Source organism: Saccharospirillum salsuginis (assembly GCF_014651855.1).
GTDB lineage: Bacteria > Pseudomonadota > Gammaproteobacteria > Pseudomonadales > Natronospirillaceae > Saccharospirillum > Saccharospirillum salsuginis.
Genome location: NZ_BMXR01000007.1, coordinates 217,124 through 235,057 on the forward strand (window position 1 = coordinate 217,124; position 17,934 = coordinate 235,057).

Annotated in this window: 19 protein-coding genes; 8 read left to right on the top strand and 11 right to left on the bottom strand. The window is 52.7% G+C overall.

Features of this window, described 5'->3' with window-relative positions:
- Positions 1-31 precede the first annotated feature (31 nt).
- Genes IE111_RS15025 through IE111_RS15035 form a run of 3 tightly spaced genes read left to right on the top strand, consistent with a single transcriptional unit; the run spans position 32 to position 3,085 of the window.
- On the top strand, positions 32-1,159 hold the full coding sequence (locus IE111_RS15025) for a glycosyltransferase family protein (protein WP_194523971.1): 1,128 nt from the start codon (positions 32-34) through the stop codon (positions 1,157-1,159).
- A complete protein-coding gene (locus IE111_RS15030; RefSeq protein ID WP_189610184.1) occupies positions 1,138-2,343 on the top strand; it encodes an O-antigen ligase family protein in 1,206 nt (401 codons plus the stop codon). The genes IE111_RS15025 and IE111_RS15030 overlap by 22 nt, the downstream gene beginning before the upstream one ends.
- Before the next feature lies 1 nt (position 2,344).
- Entirely contained in the window at positions 2,345-3,085 is a 741-nt protein-coding gene (locus IE111_RS15035; RefSeq protein WP_189610186.1) for a WecB/TagA/CpsF family glycosyltransferase, read from the top strand.
- A gap of 39 nt (positions 3,086-3,124) precedes the next feature.
- Here the strand turns inward: IE111_RS15035 and IE111_RS15040 are convergent, their stop codons facing one another.
- Genes IE111_RS15040 through IE111_RS15055 form a run of 4 tightly spaced genes read right to left on the bottom strand, consistent with a single transcriptional unit; the run spans position 3,125 to position 7,498 of the window.
- Positions 3,125-4,177, bottom strand: coding sequence for an undecaprenyl-phosphate alpha-N-acetylglucosaminyl 1-phosphate transferase (locus tag IE111_RS15040; protein WP_189610188.1), 1,053 nt, complete (start codon positions 4,175-4,177; stop codon positions 3,125-3,127).
- A gap of 5 nt (positions 4,178-4,182) precedes the next feature.
- The gene (locus tag IE111_RS15045) at positions 4,183-5,577 is read right to left on the bottom strand and encodes an O-antigen ligase family protein (RefSeq protein WP_189610190.1); all 1,395 of its coding nucleotides are present in this window, start codon (positions 5,575-5,577) and stop codon (positions 4,183-4,185) included.
- Positions 5,574-6,431 carry a glycosyltransferase family 2 protein gene (locus IE111_RS15050; protein WP_189610192.1) on the bottom strand — a complete coding sequence of 286 codons (858 nt, stop codon included), beginning with the start codon at positions 6,429-6,431 and terminating at the stop codon, positions 5,574-5,576. Before IE111_RS15050 ends, IE111_RS15045 begins: the two co-directional genes overlap by 4 nt.
- A complete protein-coding gene (locus IE111_RS15055) occupies positions 6,428-7,498 on the bottom strand; it encodes an ATP-grasp domain-containing protein (RefSeq protein WP_189610195.1) in 1,071 nt (356 codons plus the stop codon). The genes IE111_RS15050 and IE111_RS15055 overlap by 4 nt, the downstream gene beginning before the upstream one ends.
- 203 nt (positions 7,499-7,701) lie before the next feature.
- Between IE111_RS15055 and IE111_RS15060 the strand changes: the two genes are divergently transcribed.
- Together IE111_RS15060 and IE111_RS15065 are read left to right on the top strand one after the other, a co-directional pair.
- Positions 7,702-8,124 (top strand): DUF4351 domain-containing protein, encoded by a 423-nt coding sequence (locus tag IE111_RS15060; RefSeq protein ID WP_189610197.1) that lies wholly within the window; start codon positions 7,702-7,704, stop codon positions 8,122-8,124.
- Positions 8,125-8,187: 63 nt separating this feature from the next.
- Positions 8,188-9,045, top strand: coding sequence for a HEPN domain-containing protein (locus tag IE111_RS15065; protein ID WP_189610199.1), 858 nt, complete (start codon positions 8,188-8,190; stop codon positions 9,043-9,045).
- 46 nt (positions 9,046-9,091) lie between these two features.
- Here the strand turns inward: IE111_RS15065 and IE111_RS15070 are convergent, their stop codons facing one another.
- Genes IE111_RS15070 through IE111_RS15080 form a run of 3 tightly spaced genes read right to left on the bottom strand, consistent with a single transcriptional unit; the run spans position 9,092 to position 10,712 of the window.
- Complete coding sequence (locus tag IE111_RS15070) at positions 9,092-10,153, bottom strand: stealth family protein (protein WP_189610372.1); 1,062 nt, start codon at positions 10,151-10,153, stop codon at positions 9,092-9,094.
- 8 nt (positions 10,154-10,161) lie between these two features.
- Positions 10,162-10,449, bottom strand: a complete 288-nt coding sequence (locus IE111_RS24815) for a type II toxin-antitoxin system RelE/ParE family toxin (protein ID WP_189610201.1) — start codon at positions 10,447-10,449, stop codon at positions 10,162-10,164.
- Entirely contained in the window at positions 10,449-10,712 is a 264-nt protein-coding gene (locus tag IE111_RS15080; RefSeq protein WP_189610203.1) for a type II toxin-antitoxin system ParD family antitoxin, read from the bottom strand. The genes IE111_RS24815 and IE111_RS15080 overlap by 1 nt, the downstream gene beginning before the upstream one ends.
- Before the next feature lie 353 nt (positions 10,713-11,065).
- Between IE111_RS15080 and IE111_RS15085 the strand changes: the two genes are divergently transcribed.
- The 3 genes from IE111_RS15085 (at position 11,066) to IE111_RS15095 (ending at position 13,863) form a co-directional block, all read left to right on the top strand.
- Positions 11,066-12,112 (top strand): nucleotidyl transferase AbiEii/AbiGii toxin family protein, encoded by a 1,047-nt coding sequence (locus IE111_RS15085; protein ID WP_189610205.1) that lies wholly within the window; start codon positions 11,066-11,068, stop codon positions 12,110-12,112.
- A gap of 77 nt (positions 12,113-12,189) precedes the next feature.
- On the top strand, positions 12,190-13,095 hold the full coding sequence (locus IE111_RS15090) for a hypothetical protein (RefSeq protein ID WP_189610207.1): 906 nt from the start codon (positions 12,190-12,192) through the stop codon (positions 13,093-13,095).
- Between the two features lie 3 nt (positions 13,096-13,098).
- Entirely contained in the window at positions 13,099-13,863 is a 765-nt protein-coding gene (locus tag IE111_RS15095) for a hypothetical protein (protein WP_189610209.1), read from the top strand.
- A gap of 102 nt (positions 13,864-13,965) precedes the next feature.
- On the opposite strand, the gene IE111_RS15100 is transcribed toward IE111_RS15095, so the two are convergent.
- The 4 genes from IE111_RS15100 to IE111_RS15115 form a co-directional block, all read right to left on the bottom strand.
- Complete coding sequence (locus IE111_RS15100) at positions 13,966-15,030, bottom strand: LptF/LptG family permease (protein ID WP_189610212.1); 1,065 nt, start codon at positions 15,028-15,030, stop codon at positions 13,966-13,968.
- On the bottom strand, positions 15,027-16,073 hold the full coding sequence (gene lptF, locus IE111_RS15105; protein WP_189610213.1) for an LPS export ABC transporter permease LptF: 1,047 nt from the start codon (positions 16,071-16,073) through the stop codon (positions 15,027-15,029). The genes IE111_RS15100 and lptF overlap by 4 nt, the downstream gene beginning before the upstream one ends.
- A 142-nt stretch (positions 16,074-16,215) precedes the next feature.
- Positions 16,216-16,827: a hypothetical protein gene (locus IE111_RS15110; RefSeq protein ID WP_189610215.1), complete on the bottom strand. Its 612-nt coding sequence runs from the start codon at positions 16,825-16,827 to the stop codon at positions 16,216-16,218.
- Positions 16,824-17,924 carry an exo-alpha-sialidase gene (locus IE111_RS15115; RefSeq protein WP_189610217.1) on the bottom strand — a complete coding sequence of 367 codons (1,101 nt, stop codon included), beginning with the start codon at positions 17,922-17,924 and terminating at the stop codon, positions 16,824-16,826. The genes IE111_RS15110 and IE111_RS15115 overlap by 4 nt, the downstream gene beginning before the upstream one ends.
- Positions 17,925-17,934: the final 10 nt, after the last annotated feature.

The window sequence follows — 17,934 nt, forward strand, 5'->3', positions numbered from 1 at the left end:
GTGATAAACTAGTGAAGAGGCTAAACCTGAAATGGGTATTGATTTACTGCTAATACCACAGAACTCGAGTCATGCTGAGAATTTTGCATTCCTGACAGCTTGGTGTCAGCAGAATCAACTAACATATAAGGTATTGATCTTAGATAAATTGATGAAGCAAGAGACAGTTGGATATTTTGATAAATCTGATTGTATTGTGATCGATGCGGCACCTGAAATGTCTTTTTATAGGATGGGATATTTTGAGAGAATAAAGTTCTTAGTCGGCAATAGAGAGAAAATATTGGAATCCGTACCTATGTCTAAAGTTATTGTTGCCGGAAACGATGGGGCGATTCAGCGATTAATATTTAATAGTAGTGCTGGGACAGATGCCCTGAAAATACTTATGATAGATGGAAACCTGACACCTTTTTGCTCAAATACATTAAAGTGGAAGGCTAAAGCTGTAACATTACTGCACAATGGTCTGGGTTTATTAGGATTGGGTTATTTGTCTCCCAGTCTTGTAGGCCACTCCAAAGTGGATAAAGTATATGTGATGAATAAACATGTAAAAGAAGTTCTTCAAAAACAGGGCAGTAAAAATGATATCGATGTTTTATTGCCGCCGCGCTTTTATAAATTCCTTAGTATTAAGAGTTTACAAAAAAAGCATGGAAGGGTAAAGAATATCCTATATGGGACCACTGCATACTCATGGCATCGATTATGGACGTTTAGCGAATTACAGAAAAAAGAAGTTTATTATCTCTTGAACTGTGCAAATCAATTTCCGGAGAAGCAGTTTCATATCAGAGTTCACCCTAGAGATGATAAAAGTTTTTATGAAAATCTTTCGTTACCGGCGAATGTAAGTGTTGGGTTCTCGGATGTTACGTTGAGCGACGATATAACATGGGCGGATTTGTTATGGATATCGAGATCGAGTTTGGCTTTTGAAGCCAGGCTTGCCGGGTTGCCCTGTATTATTAGTGAGGAGTATTTTCCAAAGCCAGACGTGTATGATTATTTAAGTAATGATGATAATATTACCTATGTCGATGACATTGATGAATATTTAAAAAATATATATATTTCTTTTTCAAAAAGTGTAAGTGAACCTACGGGCGAGAAAGCATATGAGGAATTTAAAAGTTGGTTTCAAGAGAAAGCATAGTTAACGCTCTACTTTATTGTTTTTTAATCTTTGTCTTGTTTTCAGGCTATCTTTTTATTGACTATAGTGACAACAGATTGAATCAAAATTTCACGATCAGAGCTATGGTTCTGATTGGGGTTTTTCTGTATTTAGTTGTCTCTCTTGCCATTGTTAATGCAAGGTTGGATAAACTGCCGATCGAGCTGTATATATTTCTTGCATTCTTTGTATATGTGGTGGGCGTTTCAATTGTATCAAATGCGTTTTTAGAATATATATCACCTGTGATCAGGTATTTGATATATTTTTTGGCATTTTTGCTCGCGTATCAAGCCGGCCGTAGCTATAGCTTGTTGAGAAGCACGGTGCTTTTGGTATCTATTCTCATGTTAATACAGTGTCTGTTAGACATTATTTTAGAGCGCGGTTTAAACATTAATAATGCTTGGCGTATAGGTGGAAGTGTAGGCAGCGCAATAGGCTTCTCTGCGATTTTATACATAATTCTGATTTTTAGTTTTTATTTTCTGATAAGAGAGAAAACTTTTCAATGGATGATTTTGACGCCACTTCTTTTTTTAGGTATTTTGCTAACGGCTACAAGGTCTGTGACATTTGCGTCGTTAGTGAGTTTGCCTGTCATATATATAATGAGTAGAAGAAATATCCAGTCTAAGGTTTTTTCACTACTGGTGGGTTCTATACTGTTTTTCTTGTCGATTTACTTGATACTGCAATTTTCCGAAATAGGGTCTCGTGTTGATGTGGATTCCTTGGATGGGGATTCGTCTACTCTCTACAGGCTTTATATATTTAATACGTATTTTAGCAATGTTTCATTGTTTGACCTGTTTTTTGGTCTTGGACTCGGTGGTTTTCCAGGATGGTTTGAGGTTGTTACTGGTGAATCTGGCATTGCCCCTCATTCAGAGTTGTTGTGGCTTATATCTGAAGGAGGCGTAATTGGGGTTATATTATTGTCAGTCGCATATTTTTCTTTCGTTGTAAGGTTTTTTTTGGAAAGCAAAGCTGTAAAAATTGATAGAGAGCTTGCCTATACAACATTATTTTTGGTTTTTTCTCCCCAGTTAGCCTTTCAATTAGCTAATCCTCTTTATTTCTACCAGGTTAATATTGTAACGGCGGTTCTATTGGGGTTGGTGTATCGCGAATACAGATATCTGAAGTTTCGGCAGGGATAAAATGTCAAATTATAAAAGCATATACGATATAGAGTTGTCAAACGAGAGGCAACGACTTGAGATTCTTGGTTGTCTAGGTAACAGCTCGGAAACTAGACTTGTTACTTTTTTAAATCCTTACTCTATTCAGAAGTTTGAAAGCAAAGAGAACTTGGAATTAATATATCATTTTGACTATATTTTTTCGGACGGGACTCTTTTGGTAAAGTTCTATAACATTTATCGAAAGAATAAAATCATACCCGTCAGTTTTGATTTTTCATCGTTTGCCGTCGATGTATTTGAATTGTGCGATAGAAATAGCCTTAAAATGGCATTGGTTGGTGGTAGTGAGGAAGAAGCTGAACGTTCAATCGAAAGACTTGCTGCTCGGTTTGAAAATATACAATTTGTTTATTATAGGAATGGCTTTTTCTCCAGTTCTGATGATTCAAATGAATGTATTAAAAAAATAAGCTTGGCAAGGCCAGATGTGGTCGTTTGTGGTATGGGCACACCATTGCAAGAAAAGTTTCTTCTTGAGTTATCGAAACACACCGATAACCCGTTTCTTGGTTTTACATGTGGTGCCTTTCTTACTCAAACGGCCTATCGTGATAGCTATTATCCTGGTTATATTAAAAACCTTGGATTGAGGTGGCTCTATAGAGCCATGAAAGAACCTCATGTCAGACAAAGGCTGTTAATAGATTACCCCCGGTTTGTTTTTAAATATGTAAGTCATATGTGGAGTGAAAGATAAGTCAATTAGCTCAATATTGTTTTAAAATTATAAAATGAATTATCTTGTTTTCCTAAAGGTTCTTTTAATCCACTTGGATGCTTTAAAAGAATGCTTTATGAATTCAAGGTAAGCAAAGAATAAAACAGCAAAGAATATAAAGCTGATGTAATCGGAGTGGATTGTTGTTTCAAGAACTACACCTATTGTTACCGCTATTGAATGGAATGCAAGTATTACCAATAAAGTATTTCTTCTTGAAAGGCCAGCTTTCATAAAAATATGATGAACATGGGTTCTGTCTGGATGAAAAGGACTTCTCCCATGTCGAATTCTTCGAATGCATGTAACAAATATGTCCATTAATGGTACGGCTACTAACCATAAACCGGTAACGGGCATCATGATCTCTTTAATACCCTGAGAGTAACGGATCAGGAATGCTGTTATGGTAAACCCTAATACCATGGATCCAGCATCACCCATAAAAATTTTGGGTGTCCACTTAGGAAATATATGTAGGTTCATTATTAGATAAGCTGTTAGCGCACCTATCATGAGTAGAAGTATGTTGCTGGCGCCATCCGCTATTCTATCACCAATCAAAAAGTAGAGGGCCGTAACTGTTATCAAGCTTAATCCACCAGACAATCCATCAATGCCATCAATCATGTTGAACGCGTTAATCATTCCGATGACGGCAACAATGGTTATGGGGATGCTCAGAAAGCCCAGTTTAATATCTCCAAAGCCAAATATGTCACCAAAGCTCAACAAGCTTGTGTTTGCTCCCCATATCATAAGACAGGCTGATAGGGCTTGTACTCCCAGTCGAAGCTGATAGTGCAAGTCGTACCTGTCGTCTATGGATCCGGTCATGGTCAACAACGCACAAGCGGCCAGTAGGAAACCCATCTCACTTGACGCCGGTACAAAAAAAAGTGCCGCGAGCGCAGTTGTGGCGAACATGGCAATGCCACCCACCAGAGGGATATTCCCGTCGTGTAATTTGCGATGGTTTGGAGTATCGACCAATCCAAGTCGATTAGTAATAGGTGTTAATACCAGAGTGGCGAAGAATACTCCAAAAAAAGATACTGATGCTTCAATCATACTTGTCAGCCCTGACTTGAATGTGTAAATGGTTTATTTTTAACCACATCTGGGGAGGTTTGTTGGCTGAGTATGGCTGCATACGGTATTACCAGTGTGACGGTAATAACGTAGATGCCACTCCAGAAAAAGAAGTAACTTTCAAAAAAGTTCATTACCAGCAATAAGGCTATAGAATAGATACTAAATGTCTTTATCCACTGAGGTGAGGTATGGTCTAATCGGTTTATACGCCACAGTAGTTGGGTGAACACGCCTAGAAGCAGAAGTAGGCCAACTAAGCCATATGCTAGGCTGAATTCTAAATAGCTATTATGGAAATGGCCAAATCGATCTCTGACCCATTCAGGGAACCTTTCCGCCTGATCGATAATAACTTTCCTTACATTTCCTCCCCATCCCGTCACTGGTTTATCTGCGATCCAGCGTGTGGCCTCAATCCAGGTGTTGATTCGTATACCTATACTGGTATAAGGGATATTCTCCCAATCGCCACTGATAATGTGGTTCAAGGTGCCCTGTTCGGTCTGAATTCGCTTCACCACAGTATCGCTGAACTGATAACCTATAAAGCCCGATATAGAGGTAAATATCAGAACCGATATTAGGAATTTCCCTCCCGGCTTTTTATACCGGTACCGCCAACCAAGCTGAATGATCCATATGCCGGCGCAAGCCATTAAGGCAAGCCAAGCGGCACGGGTTTGAGTTCCCAGCACCACTGCTATGCAAATAATCAATCCTGCGACATACAATAGTGGTTTCCAGGTGTCTTTGACTGATTTGGTGCTGCTGATGACGAGTTGGGTAACGCTTAACAATCCAATAAAAGCTATTGAAAAATAAAGTGCTACGTGCTGAGCATTCAGGATGTTGAAGTCCACTCGCTTACCTTGCGCCAGTGCTGTTAGGGTGGCCGGTAGGTTTGGATCCAACAGGCAGGCCAATAGCAATCCGCTAAAGGCGGTAGTCAAGTACCACCCTAAGGTTCGGGTGTTGCCACCAAGCCACCAGGCAATCGGCACGAACAAAAACAATCGTGCAAGGTTATCCATTTTCCGGTATTCGAGCGCGGTTTCGGGGTCTTGGAGGTAATGGATGCCAAAGGCGATAACTGGCCACAGCAGGGCAGCGAAGAAGAGCTGGATGATTCGATCTTTTTTCAGCCAGTGGAAATTCTTGTATAGCGCAAAAAAGAACGGCAGGGTATACAGCGCTTCAGGAATGCGATTGATACTGATGGGGGTCCACAGTTTAATGAAAATTGCGATGAAGCTGGACGCAATGCCCAGCCACACTAACCAGTTCGGGCCCCGGTCCCAGGTTGAGGGAAACCAACGGTTAACATCGGTCATGGGCAGACTGGAATACTGCGGCGCCTGACTCACTGTGACGGTCATGCGTGGGCCCTCTGCGGTTCAGGCTGGTCGGGCTGCGGTGTCGTGAACTGGAAGTAGTTTCTCAGCGCATCCCACTGTAGTCGGTTGTGGTCTTCCCGGATGTTGGATTTGGCCAAGGTGACGCTTTGCGTGCCGTGCACGGGAACAGGCTTTTCACCTGGTTGGCCGGCGCGACGGCACAGGGTGCCATTCAGGTACGACATGGCCTTGAACCAGAGGTCGTCCGCCTTGGGGGTCAGTTTCAGGAACAGGTCCGCGTTCGTGGCTTCCGGGCGCAGGCTGTGTGGCGGGTACAGCACGCCGCCGTAGCCGGCCGGCATCAGCGCCAGGCTGCAGGTGCCCGGAGGCACCTGCTTGATCCAGTCCCGGTAGGGCAGGGTGTTGCCGTCGCTGTCGTAGGTGATCAGGTTGCAGCGGTTGGCGATGATGTCGTCCGGGTGGTCTTCATGCTCTCGCCATAGCCGGTCCAGCCAGTTCGAAGGGTACATTACGTCGTCATCTGAGGTGACGATGCACTGGTTCGGAAAGGCCTCCAGGCTGTGAATTAGCTTCCGGTGCGAACAGGTCAGCGGTGAATAACGGATCTCCAGCAGGTCACCGGTCAGGCTCGTCAGGCTCTGGGGAAGTTGGTCTTTCAGGTCTTCATTCAGCCACAGCACAATGGAAATCGGTCGCACGCTTTGCGCCATCAGGCTGCGCAGGGTCAGGTGAATCTGTTTCAGTCGCGATGGAATACTGGTCAGTGAGACGACAACGGGCACCTCGGGCCGTTGCCGGTGGTTCAGGGCGTTGTGGTCGAGCCGTTTCAACTGGGTGGCTCGTTTGATGTACTGAATGTATTCCTTCGGCTTCATGCGCTCTGCGAGTACCGCTGTGGTTGGGGCCGTTTTTGGGTCAGGTCGGCCAGGGCTTGGTACAGATGTGTGTAATAGGTTTCGGCGTCCAGCCAGTGGCGGACGTGCTCCAGCTCCGGCCGTTGGCCGTGTTGGTTCAGGTGGGCCATGAACACCTCGTCGCCGAACCGATGGTGGCCGCCCCACATGGGGTTCAGTTCCAGAAAACACAGGCCGTTCGGGGTCTGGAAGAACTCCACGGCACCGACCTGGGCCCCAAGCACCTGGCAAGCCAGTATAATTTGCCGGCGCAGCTCGGGTGTTTGGATGATGTCCTGAAATGTAGCGTTTTGTTCTACGAAAGCGTCCCAGTGCGTCACGGTCACATCGCGCGCGTGCACCACCGGGCCGGAGCCGACCAGTGCATAGCCCCCCAGTATATTATCGCCCACGACATGTGCGCGGAAGACGTGCGCAACGCCCGATGCCGTTCGGGTGTCGATGGGTTCTACCGCCATCAGGCGGGATTGGCTGACTTTGTTGGTCAGGCTGCGCCAGCGCAGGTGGCGGATGGTGCGTTTCACATCCGCCGAAGTGGCGTCGGCCGGTAGGTAGTGAATGCCTTTGCCGGAATCTTCATTGCTGGTGCGCAGATACAGCCCCTGGTAGCGCTGCAACAATGGCATCAACGTTTCAACCAGACGGTGTTGTGGAGTCCAGGGGGATTTAATATGGAACCCGGGGCAGGGCAGGCCCGCTTCGCGCCAATGGGTGAAGCATTGGGCTTTGTCCGCATAGCGCTCGAAGTGGGTGGCACTGTTCACGATAACGGCTCGTTCGGGCACCCGGGCTTCCGCCCGCTGCACCCGCTTGAGGGCGCGTCGGTTCACCCGTTCCGGGTTGATGCGGGTGTAGACCAGGTCCGCCCGGGAAACGTCATCCGTCTTTTCCAGGCCGGAAGCGGCGAGGCCCGCTTCTTCGCCCTTGCGTGGGCGTTCGAGCGTCCACCCGCCGTCGTATTGGCCGGCCCGACGGTGGTCGGTGCCTTGTTTGCGGCCAATAAAGGCGATGCGGGTGGTGTCGGTCATAGGTTGAGTGGTTCGCTCGGCTGGGTGAATCGGTGAATCGGTGAATGGCGGGCATTTTACGGGAATGTGATGGAATTAACAGGTCTTGACGGGTGGTGGGAGGTGTGGTTTTCGGGTGGGTGTGTTTCGGAGGTGTAGCGCGGGTATTGGGTATAGTTGTGATCGGGTTGGCTTGATCGGTGTTTGGGGGGTCTGTAGGCTGTATGTTTATACAGTCATTGCGGGCGGACCTGCCGAACATGCGGTGGGTGCCGGAAGACAAGTTTCGGGTGTACGCCCAGGCGATTCGGGGGCTGCTGACGTTGGAGCCGGACCCGGAGCGGCAATTGAAGTACATCGACTTCATCGACATCTATTCGACACTGGATGATAATGAAATGCGAGAATATACCGAGAGATACCCTCAGGAGAGTACGGCGATGGCGACTTTGTCCGAGCGGCTGAGGCAGGAAGGGCACCATCAAGGTGAAGTGGATGTCATTATTCGGCAATTAAGCAAGCGTTTCGGTAAGTTAAGCGACTCGGATGTGGCCAGGGTGCGTTCTGCCACACCCGAAGAACTGGCAATCTGGGCCGAAAACCTGCTGGACGCGCGCAGCCTCGAGGACGTCTTCACCCGGCATTGATGGCCGGGTGAGTTGCTTATGGATACCACACCACCGATTTCCGATGGCCAATCTGACCGCCGTATGAAAACTTCCCTGGATCACCTTCCCGAACACAAACAACAGCAGTTGCGTGACGCGACGGACATTATCTTGAAAGCCGTCAAACCCGACCTCTTGATTCTGTTCGGCAGCTACGCCCGGGGTGACTGGGTGGAGGAGCGGGAGGTGGACGGCATTCACTTCCGCTACCAAAGCGATTTCGATTTATTGGCCGTTGTGAAGAACCGGGCCCTCGCCCGGAAGATCGAATGCAAGGATTCTCTGGACACCAAGCTGCTGCGGGAGATCGAGACACCGGTCAGCCTCATCGCCGAGGATATTCATTTCATCAACGCCCGCCTGTCCAAAAATCAATATTTCTTTCTGGATATTGTTAAGGAAGGCGTGCTGCTGCACGATTCCGGCAAGCTGGAACTGGCTGAACCCCAGGAGTATTTGCCACCGGCCGAGCGTCGGCGGTTGGCGCAGGGTGATTTTGATTATTGGTTGAGTGAAGCCATAGAAGACCTGGAAATTTATGAACTGATGATGGTCCGGAAGTCCTACAATCGGGCTGCTTTTTCCCTTCATCAGGCGACCGAACGCCTGTACTCGATGATCCTGCTGGTCTTCACCCGCTACAAGCCTAAGACGCACGACATCAAGAAACTGCGCGCCCTCACCGCCAGTGTGGAACCCGAGTTCCTGTCGGTGTTCCCCCAGGGCACGGTGGAGGAGCGGAAACGCTTCAAGTTGCTGCGCCACGCCTATGTCAGTGCCCGTTACGATCCGAATTACAGCATCACGCCTGATGAGCTGGAGTGGTTGGCGGAACGGGTGCGGGTGTTGCAAACCATGGCGGAGCGGTTGTGCCGGGAGAAGATCGCCGGTTTTCAGTAACGGGTCTTATTCTGGGTCGTCGGCGCTGCCCTTAACAACTCTGTTGTCAGTTTGGCTGGTCGAACTTGTCGCCAAGGTATTCTCGATATTCGTTTTTTGAATCCACTTCCGTAGGCAGTCCACCGACGTGCGCTTCCAGCCACTGTATGACGTGGTCCTGCACGGCGGGCGTTGCCTGGTCCAGGCTTTGGACGCACAGGAAGGCCGTCCGACGGGATCGGCTCAGCCGATGCAGTGCCCAACGGATGCCTGGAACCGTGTAGTTCTCCGCTTTGAGCAGCGCGAGTTTTGGATGTCGGGCGAACATGGCCCGATCGTCCTGTATGGCCTGGTGAGTGGCGAGCGAAAAACTCCATATTTGGTCCGGGTGGCGGAGTTTGTGGCGGATGTTATCTCGCAGCCAGTCAGGGTGGGCTTCGAACAGGGCTTCCATTTGGTGTTTGAATGCCGGGTGGGGCTCGTGCGGGATGTTGAAGTAGCGGCCGTTGAAACCCATGGCGCGGGCGCTCAGTTCCTGCATGCGCAGGTGGTTGGCGCGGTTGGGTCTCAATGGCGTTGGTCGCAGGGCCCGAATGGGGCGGCTACGCTTCAGACGAAACAGCCATTGCTGGTGCGTGTGCCGGGTCCAGTGACCGCGCAGCACCAGTTGGTCGTCTTGAAAGAAATCCGTCGGGTCCACCGGGCGGGTGAGCATCATGTCGTCGTTGAAGTAAATGAACCGGTCCGCCAGTTCCGGTATGCGCCAGAGCACGGTCTCGATAGGGCGGCAACTGAAGACGGGCAGCACATCCTCATAGCCTCGGAATACCGTGGTGTGGTCCACCAGATTGATTTTGTCCGCCAGGGCGCGGCCGGTATCGCCTTCCAGAAACGGAGGTGTCTGGTTATCCGTCACGATGTGGATGGTGCGGACCCAGGGGGCGAACCGCAGGATGGAGGCCACACAATATTCCAGTTCCCCCCGTTCCCGAAAGCGCGTCGGCGCGGCCGAGCCCGGAATGTCGCGGCCCAGCGTCTTAAAATAGGCGTGCAGTTTGGCTTTGTGGGCCGGGTCGTCGCCGTCGACCCAGGTGATGATGGCATCGATGGGGGAGGTGGTGTGAGGCATTGGATAACTTAGAATATTAACGATATGTCTCGATCGGCCGGTAAGACCCTGACTAAGAGCAGCTTGGTAGTCGTAGCTTGGTAGTATAAAACGTACCGCTGGACTGGAAAGCACTTCAGTCCGGAGGCTAGATCTTCCCGATTACGGCCCAGTTCCGGGAATTCTGCCAACTTGAGGGCTTTTTCAAGGAGTTTATCCAGGAACCGGTCTGCATTGATGGGTTGGTCATCGGCAATATAGAGCCAAATATCCAGCAAGTCGTTCTCGGCTTCGGGTGATGTTTCCAGCTCAAGCATCAGTTTGTGGACCCACGAAGCCTGGCACGGCCTTTGGCCTTTATCGCCTCTATATCCAGAGGTTTACCTTCACCATTTTCGAGTGAGCCCAATCCCTTATTGATGTCGTACCGTAATGATTCCAGACGCACGGCTTGCAGGGCGTCCCGCTCTTCCATCAATCGAAGGGCTTCCCTCATCACTTCACTCGCTGAGTTGTACAGACCGGTCTCGACCTTGGATTTTACAAAGCGTTCCAATTCGGCTGTCAAAGAAACATTCATGACGTCACCTCGCATCACATTATTCTGCGGTCGAATTATAACCAAGTATGCTAAAGATTGTTATATCTGGTCGGCGACTCTCTCCTGATTCTTGTTGCATGCTTCTATAAGTGTGATTGAGTCGGCTTGATCGGTGTTTGGCTTCCCAGTAGTCTGTATGTATATACAGTATGTGCTAGGATTGGGAATGGCAAGGATTTGAAGCCGCGCGCAGCCTTGAGGAAGTCTTCACCCGGCATTGAGGCCGGTTGAGTTACTTATGGACAGCCAAGAACCTTCGTTCCTGGCAGATATGATCGTAGTTTTTGCGCGGATAATCGACAAAAAGCCGATTTTATATGTAAAACCTACGCATGAGACTTGAGCAGCAGCTACAACGATTCCAAAGCCTTCCTTTTACCCGCTCTTCGCTATTGTCGGTGCTTCGGGGTTATAGTCGCCCAAACGATAAAATAGCCAAGTTGATTGAGGCGGGCGTACTGGTGCCACTGAAGAAAGGTCTGTACGTCCTGGGTCCGGAATGGCGGCAGGGGCCCCTGAGTCTGCCATTAATTGGCAACCATCTGTATGGCCCATCTTGCGTTTCGCTGGAGTGGGCGCTTGCCTGGCATGGTGTGATTCCTGAAGGGGTTATTAGTGTGACGTCAGTGACTTCACGCCGTGGCAAGCATTATGAAACCCCGGTTGGGCATTTTTCCTACCAGCACGTCCCGGTATCGCTGTTGTTCGTGGGGGCCAGGCTTGAAGAGGTCGACGAACGAACCTTCTGCCTGTTGGCGGGGCCCACCAAAGCGTTGTGCGGCAAGGTGCTGCCTACCCGGAACCTGCGCTTGTTTTCCGCGTTTGGCTTTGAATTGACGCTGTCAGCGAAGAAAAAGAGCGTGCAGACTGAGGTGGAATCGGCTTTTCTAAAGAAGACCTCCAGCCTCTACGACTTGGCTGCTGCGGGAAAGAAAACGATTAAAATCAAGTTGGAAGTCGATAAGGATCCACCACAGGGGTTTGCTACCGAGGAACGTCTGCTTATCCAGCCATTTTCGTTTTACACAAAGTGCTTTGCTTTGCCGGATCTTTTTGCGGATAAAATGCATGCGTTGTTGTACAGACAGTGGAAGAACCGGGTAAAGGGCCGGGATTGGTTCGACTTCGAATGGTATGTCCGGCAGGGAGTTCCATTGGGGTTGAAGCATTTTGTCGAGCGAGGTTGTCAGAGTGAAGACCTGAAGGCTCACAGTCTTTCAACCGATGAGTTTCTGGCACTGTTGCATGAGCGCATAGATTCCCAGGATGTGCGCTCTGCACGGCAGGATGTTATCAGTTTTGTTCCCGATCCGGGCGCTGTTGAGATATGGTCTCGGGATTACTTTCACACACATGCGGATATGGTTCGCTTCGCTTGATGGCCTGGAGCCGTCACAGAACATTCACGTACCTATGGTGAACTGGCCGTTTTCAGAGCAAAACAGGCTGGCTCACCATGACTGCTCGCGCTCGATATCACCACACGGATTTCTGGGGGCTTCTGGTTCGTCGCTGGTATCGGCTGTCCCAACCGCCCAAGCTGCGCCATATGGCGCGAACGCTGCCCTATTTGAAGCTGAAGCCCGCCGGCGATGCCTGGGATGTGTACTGGAAAGGCCGAAAAGTCACCCGGACGGCACCCTGGTCCGAGCTGAAAGCCGGGGCGCCCGAGCGGCTCTACGTGATTGGTAGCGGGCCATCCATTCGGGAGCAATACATTGACCGTTTGGCCGGTGAAGCCTGTGTGCTGTTGAACGGGGCTATCGCTCTGACGTTGGACGGTACTCTGGGCCGGCCCTTTGCCGTGATGGTGGAGGATGCGCGTTTCATCCTGGAGAAGGGCGATATGCTCAAACGCCTGCCCAGAGGGACCCGGTTGTGCCTGGTGGGCAGCGCCTTGCGTGCCCTGGGCGAAGTGGACCCTGAGCTGTTCTCGCATTTTCGGCTCTATTTCATTCAGGGGTTCGAGACGCCCTATGGACGGCCCCGGCGTTCGCTGGAGGCCGTCGACCCGCGTCACTTTCGACAATCCGGCCGGGCCAAGTTGAGCCTGAATATGGAGGAAGGCCATTTCGGGTGCGGCACGGTGATGTATTGTGGCATTCAGTTGGCGTTCTACCTTCGGGTGCGCGCGCTGTTTCTGGTTGGGTTCGATATGACGAATTTCGAGCAGCCCCGGTTTTATGAAAGCGAACGAAACGCCGCCTGGACAGGGTTGGTCAAGGCTTACCACGGCCGGGTTTTGCCGGCGATGGAACTCGCCGCGCACACCGCCCGGGACGTCGGGATGACGATCGAAAACTGTTCTCACACCTCCGCGATTCCGCGCACCCTGTTCCCGTTTAACGACCGGTTGATGTAATCCATGTCCAGAACGCCGCATTTTGTCTGTTTCCGTTGGGGGACACTGTACCCCGCTGTTTATGTCGAACGCTTGTACCGGTCTGTCTGCCAGTGGTTTCCGGAACCGTTCGAGTTTCATTGCTTTACGGACCGCCCGCTGGAACTGCCGTCCGACGTGCATCAGCACGAGCTGGTGCTGGGGCAGCCGTTCAGCGGGAACTGGAACAAGGAACGGGTGTTCAGTCGGGGGTTTCTTGGTTTGGAACCCGGTACGCCGATCATCGTGATGGATCTGGATGTTCTGGTGACCGGGGATCTGGGCTTTCTGGTGAACGATCTACCTGACGAACCTCTGGTGATGGCGCCGGACGGGTACAAACGACGCCAGGGCAAGGGGCATGGTTCGGTGTTTCGGGTGTGGGCCGGGGCCTTTCCCGAGGTTTGGGAGGATTTGCTGGCGGCGGATTATGACGCCCTGACCCGTGAACTGGGTGGCGAGCGGGAGCAGAAGTGGCTGGACCGGTACTTTCCGGCCGGGAAGGTGGCGTTGTATCCGGCCGGGCACGTGGTGTCGTACAAATACCATTGTGGTTCCATGGGCGCGAAGCCTTTGGGAAAACGGGCGGCGCATTGGGGGGTGACCAGTGCCGTGTGGGGGCAGGCGCGGGTGCCGGATGGGGCTCGGGTGGTGTGCTTTCATGGGAAGCCGGATATGGAGGATGTGGCGGATAGGCGTTGGGGGTGGTGGCGGTGGGCGCCGTTTGTGAGGGAGTTTTGGTTGGTTTAGGTCGCGCACGGAGTGCGCTCCTACGGGGTGAAGAGTTGTCGCGCACGGAGTGCGCTCCTACGTGGTAAGGAATTGTAGGAGCGCACTCCGTGCGCGACCGTATTAGAGGCGGGTTTTGAGTTGCCAGGCGGTTAGGCCGACGAAGATTCCATGTGGAAGGAAGGTGGCTAGCCAGGGCATGAGGCCGATGACGAGGGCGAGTGAGCCGGCGGTGTCGATGAGCAGTTGGGCGGCAATGGCGAGGGCGGTGGCGCGGAAGGCGGTGTCGCCCAGGGTGCGTTGGCGGAAGCTGCCCAGGGAGAAGGCGAGGGCCAGGAACAGCATGCCGATGTATTCCAGCGGGAACCAGAAACGGGACCAGAATTGCAGCGACAGATCGCCTTGTTGCAGGTCTTGTTGATAGGAAAAGTTGACCTGGGTGAACAGCTGGCCAAGCGTCAGTTTGTTGGTATCCAATGCGAGGATTTTCAGCAGGTCGGCATCGAAATTGTCGGGGGTCCAGGTCATGTCCGGGCTTTGGCGGTACGACACCTGGTCCGAAAGGAACTCGGTGACGCGGACGTCTTTCAGTTGCCAGTCCCCGTTGTTTGGCGTGGCGGATTGGGCATAGATGGCGCGAGCCAGTTCGTTGTTGTCGAGCTCGAAGAGGGTGAGGCCTTTGATGGTCTGGTCCGGGCCTACGAATTCGGTGTTGATCACCCAATGTCCGTCCCGGTACCACTCGCCTTCCAGGGTCGGCAGCCCCCAGCGTCGTTTTTCGGCGCGGTAGACATCCGCATCGACGGCGAGTTGCGGCGCCAGCCATTCCCCGATGGCGAATACCACCGGCAATAACAGCAACCCCGGTAAGATCAATCGAAACACCAGCCCCTTGGCGCTGCGAGACACCAACTGAATGATGACCAATTCGTTGTTTTTGCCCATGCCACCGACGGCGATCAAGGTGCCGAGCATGACCATGGGGCCGACGAACATGTAGATTTCGGCCGGCATGCCGAGCGCTTTGTAGACGAAGGCGTTCCAGGGCGAATAGCGATCGCTGGCGCGACGGCTGACTTCATCGGCGAAGCCCATCACCAGCAGCAGCCCGCCGATGGCCAGTATTACGATAGCGATGAACAGCGCGGTTCGGCTGATGATGTAGCGGCTGAGGATATGTCGAGTCATCGTGCCGATTTCCTGAGCAGATAGACGCCCACCAGGAACAAGCCAAGGTGCAACCACCAGGGGCTGGCTTCCAGGGGGATTTGTCCTTTGGCGACCGCGGCCTGGGCGGTTCGGTACCCGAAATTGAACAGAATGTAGAGCACGATGCCGAACGCCAGTGCGCCGACCCGGGCTTTACGCGGTTTGACACGCGTCAGCGCCACGGCCCAGATGCACAGAACCGGAATCATCAAACCTTGCAGCGTGCGGTAGACCACTTCACTTTTGGATTTTACCTCTCCCTGCCACAGCTCGGCCGTGCTCCGGGTTTCCAATCGATCCGTCGAAAATTCTTCTTCACTTTGCGGAATGTAGAGGTTGTAGCGTTCGTAGTCGATGCGTGTGGTATTGCTGGGTGCCAGCGAAAATACCTGTTGTTGGCCGTCTTGCAGGGAGAGGTATTGACGGTCGTTTTCGACCTGGATGCGGGCGCGGTCGGCGGTGTTGATGGTGATGCGGTCGTCTTCTGTTCGGGCCATGAAAACGGTAAGCAAGGATTCACGGCCGGTGTCGGCGCTGCGGGCATACAGTGTTGCCTGGCGCTCGGACAGAGTGAAAAATTCACCGGCCTGAACCAGTTCCGTCAGCGGCCGGTTTTGTTGCTGCAGGATGAATTGGGCCAGGCCTTTCTCGGCCATGGGGGCGCCCAGGTGGCTGAACCCGAGCAGCAGCAGTGTGACGGGCACTGCGGTAAACACAAACAGACGCCGGAAGAGGGAAGCGTCGTTGATCCCGATTGCCATCAACACCGTCCGTTCGGATTCCTGGCTCATGCGATTCATGGCGATCAACAACGCCAGGAAGTAGGCTGCGGGCAGCAGCTCGGGCAGCATGATGGGGAGTTGGTAGCCCAGGATGACGGCGATGGCCCAGTCCGAGTATTGGCCGGAGATGGCCTTGGCCAGGACATTGCTCAACTCTTCGGCGATGAACAGCACCGTGAGAATGAGGGTGATCAAGGCGAAGGGTTTTAGGGTTTCTCGGCAAAGATAGCGAGTGATCAAGTCGGGTGCCCCGGGGCTGAATCAACGGGTGGGGATTGTAGCGAATGGGGGAGAGGGGGACTAGTGGGGTGGCGTAGGAGCGCAGGCCTCTGCGCGAGGTTTGTTCCTCTCCCTAAGGGATTGTCGCGCACGGCGTGCGCTCCTACTTGGGTGTGGGTTGCTGCCGGTTTAGGAGTTGTCGCGCACGGCGTGCGCTCGTACGAAGCAGGCGGGTCAGGAGGACGGTTGGGGCGGCCAGGAGCATCATGCCGTCGGCGATGTAGTTGAAGGCGTTGCGGCTGATGCCGGGCCAGGCGAGCCAGGCGAGCAGGGTGGCGATGGTGAGCCAGAACCAGCGGCTGTGTTTGAGTTTGATTGTCAGGCCGGCGCCGAGGAGCAGGAGGAGCCCGGCGGTGCTGTGGTAGCCCCATTCGTAGCCGTTGACCGGCCAGGCGAGGAAGGGCACCAGGATGATGGCGTTGACGAGGGCGAGGCTTGCCCAGGTGCGGGTGGAGAGCGGATGTTTGCCGTCCTGTGCCAGAGCATATAGGGCGACGGCCAGAGTGGGGATGGAGGCCATGCCCAGCCATGCGGCGAAATAAAATATCGCGTTGTGGCCGAACCAGACCGGTGTGGCCAGGATCACGGTGGCGGCGATCAGCCGTGCGGTTCTGGATACGGGCAGGGGGCGCAGCAGGGCGGACAGCAAGGCCAGCCAGACGAGGAATTGGCCGGTCCAGAGGTAGAGGGTAAAACCGTTGATCGTCTGCATCATTCCGTCAGCCCCGCCCAGTTAAAACGCACGTACTGGATGCGTTCGCGTTTGTGGGTGTAAAAGAGGTGAAAAACGCCGTCGTCATCCACGGTGAGGCTGGGGTAGGAAAAGCGCTCACCGTCTTCCCGCACAATGATTTTCAGCGGTTGCCAGCTCTCGCCGCCGTCCCGGGTGTGACTGACGACCAGTGAGTCACGGCGTTTGCCCGGGTTGTGGGCCATCAGCCATTCCTGGTCGTTCAGCGGCAAAACCGCGACCGCGCTCTTGGGGTTTTGCGGCGGGTTGACGGATTCGGGGCGTTCTATCTCGCCGTGTCCGTCGCTTTCGATGTGAAGCACCGGGCCGGTTTGCAAGGGTCGAATCAGCAGGTCGGCCTCACCGGCTGACGACGGCGCGACGGCCGGTTGCAGCCCTTCGACAGGCAGGGTTTCGCTGTAGAGGAACTGGCCGTGGTCGTCAAAGTGCAGCCACATGGGGTTGATGCGACCCTGCTCGAAATAGGCCGGGACGATGAAGCCTTCGCGGGTGACCCGGGGTGTGGTGCGAACCAGAGTACTTTGGTTGAAAAACGGGCTCAGTATGGGTTGCCTGGCGTTATGCCAGTGGTCGCCCAGGTCGTCCGACACCAAATGGCTGACTTGGGCCGTGGCCCAGCCTCCGAGTGCGACGGAGACGACAAAGAGGTGTAGTTGGCCGTTGTGATAGAAGGGGACCGGGTTGCCCAGGTTTTTGACGTAGATGCCCAGCCGGTCGGCCAACTGGTCCGCGCTCAATATCGGTTCGGGTTCGCCCTGGGGTTGGCCGTCTTTCAGGATTTGCCGGTAGATTTGTACATCCCGGTGGCCTTCCTTGGTGCCGCCGAACCAGAACACGGCGATGCGGCCATCGGGCAGAGGGACGGCCTGGGAGGCATGAACGTTGCGGGTGAGGGCCGGTAAGGGTTGGTTCTCGTAAAGGGGTTGTGTGGTGGTTGGGTAGTCGATTGGCTCGGGGGCTACCCATTCGATGGTGGTGGTGGTGTTACGCAGCCACAGTAGGCTGGCTACGGTGAGTAGGGCCAGGAGTTTGGTGGCTGGGTGGTTTAGTTGGTTAGGCATTTGTTTGTTT

Coding starts and splice junctions, on each gene's coding strand:
- IE111_RS24815 (WP_189610201.1), bottom strand. CDS start 10,449: ATGCTTGAGCTGGAAACATCACCCGAAGCCGAGAACGACTTGCTGGAT.
- IE111_RS15095 (WP_189610209.1), top strand. CDS start 13,099: ATGTCCAGAACGCCGCATTTTGTCTGTTTCCGTTGGGGGACACTGTAC.
- IE111_RS15045 (WP_189610190.1), bottom strand. CDS start 5,577: ATGACCGTCACAGTGAGTCAGGCGCCGCAGTATTCCAGTCTGCCCATG.
- IE111_RS15070 (WP_189610372.1), bottom strand. CDS start 10,153: ATGCCTCACACCACCTCCCCCATCGATGCCATCATCACCTGGGTCGAC.
- IE111_RS15115 (WP_189610217.1), bottom strand. CDS start 17,924: ATGCCTAACCAACTAAACCACCCAGCCACCAAACTCCTGGCCCTACTC.
- IE111_RS15110 (WP_189610215.1), bottom strand. CDS start 16,827: ATGATGCAGACGATCAACGGTTTTACCCTCTACCTCTGGACCGGCCAA.
- IE111_RS15025 (WP_194523971.1), top strand. CDS start 32: ATGGGTATTGATTTACTGCTAATACCACAGAACTCGAGTCATGCTGAG.
- IE111_RS15060 (WP_189610197.1), top strand. CDS start 7,702: ATGTTTATACAGTCATTGCGGGCGGACCTGCCGAACATGCGGTGGGTG.
- IE111_RS15065 (WP_189610199.1), top strand. CDS start 8,188: ATGAAAACTTCCCTGGATCACCTTCCCGAACACAAACAACAGCAGTTG.
- IE111_RS15100 (WP_189610212.1), bottom strand. CDS start 15,030: ATGACTCGACATATCCTCAGCCGCTACATCATCAGCCGAACCGCGCTG.
- IE111_RS15035 (WP_189610186.1), top strand. CDS start 2,345: ATGTCAAATTATAAAAGCATATACGATATAGAGTTGTCAAACGAGAGG.
- IE111_RS15080 (WP_189610203.1), bottom strand. CDS start 10,712: ATGAATGTTTCTTTGACAGCCGAATTGGAACGCTTTGTAAAATCCAAG.
- IE111_RS15055 (WP_189610195.1), bottom strand. CDS start 7,498: ATGACCGACACCACCCGCATCGCCTTTATTGGCCGCAAACAAGGCACC.
- IE111_RS15085 (WP_189610205.1), top strand. CDS start 11,066: ATGAGACTTGAGCAGCAGCTACAACGATTCCAAAGCCTTCCTTTTACC.
- IE111_RS15040 (WP_189610188.1), bottom strand. CDS start 4,177: ATGATTGAAGCATCAGTATCTTTTTTTGGAGTATTCTTCGCCACTCTG.
- IE111_RS15090 (WP_189610207.1), top strand. CDS start 12,190: ATGACTGCTCGCGCTCGATATCACCACACGGATTTCTGGGGGCTTCTG.
- IE111_RS15050 (WP_189610192.1), bottom strand. CDS start 6,431: ATGAAGCCGAAGGAATACATTCAGTACATCAAACGAGCCACCCAGTTG.